The organism is Bradyrhizobium sp. PRIMUS42 (genome assembly GCF_023006515.1).
Taxonomy (GTDB): domain Bacteria; phylum Pseudomonadota; class Alphaproteobacteria; order Rhizobiales; family Xanthobacteraceae; genus Bradyrhizobium.
On the sequence record NZ_JALBGZ010000551.1, the window covers coordinates 1 to 4248 of the forward strand.

The window sequence follows — 4248 nt, forward strand, 5'->3', positions numbered from 1 at the left end:
AGCGCGTCGCGATCGCCCGCGCATTGGTGCCGCAGCCGGAGGTGCTCTTGCTCGACGAGCCGTTCTCCGCGCTCGACGCCTTCACCCGCCGCGACCTTCAGGATCATCTGCTCGACCTCTGGGCCGATACGCGGCCGACGCTCATCCTGGTCACGCATGACGTCGACGAGGCCGTGGTGCTGGCCGACCGCGTGCTGGTGATGCGGCCGCGACCGGGGCGGCTGTTCGACCAGATCGAGATCAATCTCGGCCGGCCGCGCGACCGCAACTCGCCGTTGTTCGAGAATTTCAAGCGAAGTGTGCTGACGTCACTCGACCGTTCGCTCGACCGCAGCGTGCCTGACCGTGACGCAACCCAGGGTCCCGGTCAGGCCATGTGGTGGTGACAATTTCTCTCCGAGCCGGTACATCGAAGGGCGATTATTCCGGGAGAGAACGAACATGGACGCTGCAGAGCTGCGCCAGATGCAGGCTCCGATCAAGGAGCGCTACAAGACCGACCCCAAGACCGCGCTGATCACGCTGAAGGCCAAGGGCTCCACCGATGGCGAAGGCATCGCCTGCAAGGTCGAGACCGGCCGCGCCATCGCAACGGCGGGCCTGCATCCGGCGACCGGCGGCTCCGGCCTCGAGCTCTGTTCCGGCGACATGCTCCTCGAAGCATTGGTCGCCTGTGCCGGTGTCACGTTGAAATCGGTTGCGACCGCGATCGAGGTGCCCTTGAAGACCGGCAACGTCTATGCCGAGGGCGATCTCGATTTCCGCGGCACGCTCGGCGTCGACAAGGAGACGCCGGTCGGCTTCGCCGAGATCCGTCTGCGCTTCGAGGTCGACACCGATGCGCCGCAGGACAAGCTCGATCTCCTGCTCAAGCTGACCGAGCGCTATTGCGTGGTCTATCAGACCATCAAGAACGGCCCGAAGGTGTCGGTATCGATGCAGCGGATGTGAGGCGAGAAGCGCAGCACGACAATCGGTGTCGTCCCGGGCGCGCCGCTTGGCGCGAGCCCGGGACCCATAACCCCAGGCCGTCGTGATTTCGGACGGCCGTTGTTCCAGCTCCTACACCCATTACGGCCTGTGGTTATGGATTCCGGGCTCGCGCTTCGCGCGCCCCGGAATGGCAGATAGAATGTCCCTCGACCTTCACTTCCTCCTCTTCCTCCTCCTGCGCATGGCGATCTCCGCGGCGTTCGTCGTGACGGCGTCGATCATCACCGAACGCGCCGGCCCGGTGATCGGCGCGCTGGTCGCGACCTTGCCGATCTCGGCCGGCCCGTCCTACGTCTTCCTCGCACTCGATCACGACGCCGCCTTCATCGCGCAAGGCTCGCTGGCGAGTCTTCCGATCAACGCGGCAACGATCTTCATGTGCCTCACTTATGTCGTGCTGGCGCAGCGGCACAGTCTTCTGGTGAGTGGTGGAAGCGCGGTCGCGGTCTGGATCGTGCTTGCTACGATCATTCGACGGTTCGACTGGTCGCTCACCGCCGGACTGGCTGCGAATCTGATCGCCTTCGGCATCTGCATTCCGCTGCTGGCCGGCTATCGCCATGTGAAGATGCCGCTGGTGACGCGCCGCTGGTATGACGTGCCGATGCGGGCCGCATTGGTCGCGACCCTCGTCGCGATCGTGGTCTCGACCTCGGGCTGGGTCGGTCCCCGCATCAGCGGCATCATCGCGCTGTACCCTGTCGTGTTCACCAGCATCATGGTGATCCTGCATCCGCGTATCGGCGGCCCGCCGACCGCCGCAGTGCTCGCCAACTCCGCCTGGGGGCTGCTCGGGTTCGGTACGGCAATCGCTGTTCTGCACGTTGCAGTGGTGTCGTTCGGCTCTGCCGTCGGTCTGTGTCTCGCGCTCGGCACCTGCATCGGCTGGAATCTGACGCTGTGGGGGATCGGCCGGCGGGCGATGCATAAGGCGCACAGACCGTGAGAGTACGGATCAGTGCGACGTCGCGTCGCGATAAGTCGCGTCCGGCACGTCGATCTCATGCTCGAGGGCACGCGGCATACTCACAAGCCATTGAATGAGATGCGTCATTTCAAATGGTGCCGCCGATCGGGACTGATCGCGAGGGGGGCGAGGTCGTTTCAGCTCCCGTTGTTTTCCGAGACCTCTATTAGAACTTTGTTCGAGCTTTTACCTTAGGAATGATCCTGCGTACCCGCTTCCGCCGTCGTCGGCGCGAACTCGTCCGCGCTGCATCCGAGTGCAGGGACTCGCGGCAATTGTAATTTGAGTACGGCTGTTTCGCCGCGACGGTCACTCCCCCTGCAGCTGTCAACGTAATTTCGAGATGGAGATCCTTTGATGTTCGGTCGCAAGTCCCAGATTGATGCCCAAGCACGGCTTGATGCGATCGGCCGCTCCCAGGCCATGATCGAATTCAATCTGGATGGCACGATTATCACGGCCAACAAGAACTTTCTCGACGCCCTCGGCTATCAGCTTAACGAGATCCAGGGCAAGCACCATTCCATGTTCGTGCCGGCCGACCAGCGCGACGGCGCGGAGTACAAGGCGTTCTGGGCTGCACTGAACCGTGGCGAGAGTCAGGCGCGCGAGTTCAAGCGGATCGGCAAGGGCGGCCGCGAAGTCTGGATCGAAGCATCCTACAATCCGGTGCTCGACGGCAATGGCAAGACGGTGATGGTCGCCAAGATTGCGACCGACATCACCGCGAAAAAGGTGCGGAGCATGACCGATGCTTCGAAGATCGCCGCCATCAGCCGCGCCCAGGCCGTGATCGAGTTCAGGCTCGACGGCACCATCGTCACTGCCAACGAGAATTTCTGCAAGGCGCTAGGCTATTCGTTTTCCGAGATCGAGGGCAAGCATCATAGCCTGTTCGTGGCCGAGGCCGACCGCAACGGCGCGGCCTATCGCGAATTCTGGGCTGCGCTCAACCGCGGCGACTACCAGGCCGGCGAGTTCAAGCGTATCGGCAAGGGCGGCAAGGAGGTGTGGATTCTCGCTTCCTACAATCCGCTGCTCGACGAGACGGGCAAGCCGTACGGCGTCGTCAAGTTCGCGACCGACGTGACTGCGGAGAAGCTGAAGAACGCCGATCTCGCCGGTCAGATCGCGGCCATCGACAAGGCGCAGGCCGTGATCGAGTTCAATATGGACGGCACGATCATCGCCGCGAATGCCAATTTCCTCGGCGCGCTCGGCTATTCGCTGGCCGAGATCAAGGGCAAGCATCACAGCATGTTCGTCGAGCCCAGCGAGCGCGATGGCGCCGCCTATCGCGAGTTCTGGGCCGCGCTCAACCGCGGCCAATACCAGGCGGCCGAATACAAGCGCATCGGCAAGGGCGGCAAGGAGGTCTACATCCAGGCGTCCTACAACCCGATCCTCGATCTCAACGGCAAGCCGTTCAAGGTCGTCAAATATGCCACCGACACCACGCGGCAGGTGCTGGTCCGCATGGGCAACGAGCGCGTGCGCGGCATGATGGAATCGGTCGCCGCGGGCTCGGAGGAGCTGAACGCGTCAGTGCGGGAGATCTCCGAGGCGATGACCAAATCCCGCGAGACCGCGATGAGCGCGGTGGAGCAGGTTGCTTCCGCCGACGCTCAGGCTCAGCGCCTCACCGAGGCGGCGCAATCGATGAGTGGCATCGTCGAGATGATCAACAGCATTACCGGCCAGATCAACCTGCTGGCGCTGAACGCCACGATCGAATCCGCCCGTGCCGGCGAAGCTGGCCGCGGCTTTGCCGTGGTCGCCTCCGAAGTGAAGAGCCTCGCCAATCAGGCCAAGCAGGCCACCGACAAGATCGGCCAGGAGATCGGCAGCCTCAACGGCATCTCCGGCGACGTCGTCAGCGCGCTCGGCTCGATCAAGCAGGCGATCAACAATGTCAGCGAGTACGTCACATCGACCGCCGCCGCGGTCGAGGAGCAGAGCACGGTGACGAACGAGATGTCGACCAGCATGCAGCGCGCCGCCGCGGAGGCGGCCGCGATCGCGGCGAGGGCGTAGTTGGAATCGTAAGGTGGGCAAAGGCGCGCTCTTCGCGCGCCGTGCCCACCATTCCGAAGACGTGGGCACGGCGCTTGCGCGCCTTTGCCCACCCTACGGCACCATCACTGCTTCGGCAGCTTGGCTCTCAACGCATAGAGCGCATCCAGCGCCTCGCGCGGGGACATCTCGTCGGGGTGCAGCGCCTTCACCGCTTCCATCAGCAGCTCGGCCTCGCTCGGCGGCGCGGATTCAGCCGCGGCGCGCGAGGGCAC

The 4248-nt window shown here is 63.9% G+C and carries 3 protein-coding genes and 1 pseudogene; all 4 read left to right on the plus strand.

Translation table 11 applies throughout. The annotated features are described in order from the left end of the window. Positions 1-386 (plus strand): annotated as a pseudogene (locus tag MOV75_RS29005) (ABC transporter ATP-binding protein); the annotation flags it as partial. Between the two features lie 55 nt (positions 387-441). After that, the gene (locus MOV75_RS29010; RefSeq protein WP_246922660.1) at positions 442-951 is read left to right on the plus strand and encodes an OsmC family protein; all 510 of its coding nucleotides are present in this window, start codon (positions 442-444) and stop codon (positions 949-951) included. Between the two features lie 181 nt (positions 952-1132). Then, entirely contained in the window at positions 1133-1939 is an 807-nt protein-coding gene (locus MOV75_RS29015) for a hypothetical protein (RefSeq protein ID WP_246922658.1), read from the plus strand. A 378-nt stretch (positions 1940-2317) separates the two neighbouring features. Next, on the plus strand, positions 2318-3994 hold the full coding sequence (locus tag MOV75_RS29020; RefSeq protein WP_247007048.1) for a PAS domain-containing methyl-accepting chemotaxis protein: 1677 nt from the start codon (positions 2318-2320) through the stop codon (positions 3992-3994). The last annotated feature ends 254 nt before the right edge of the window (positions 3995-4248 follow it).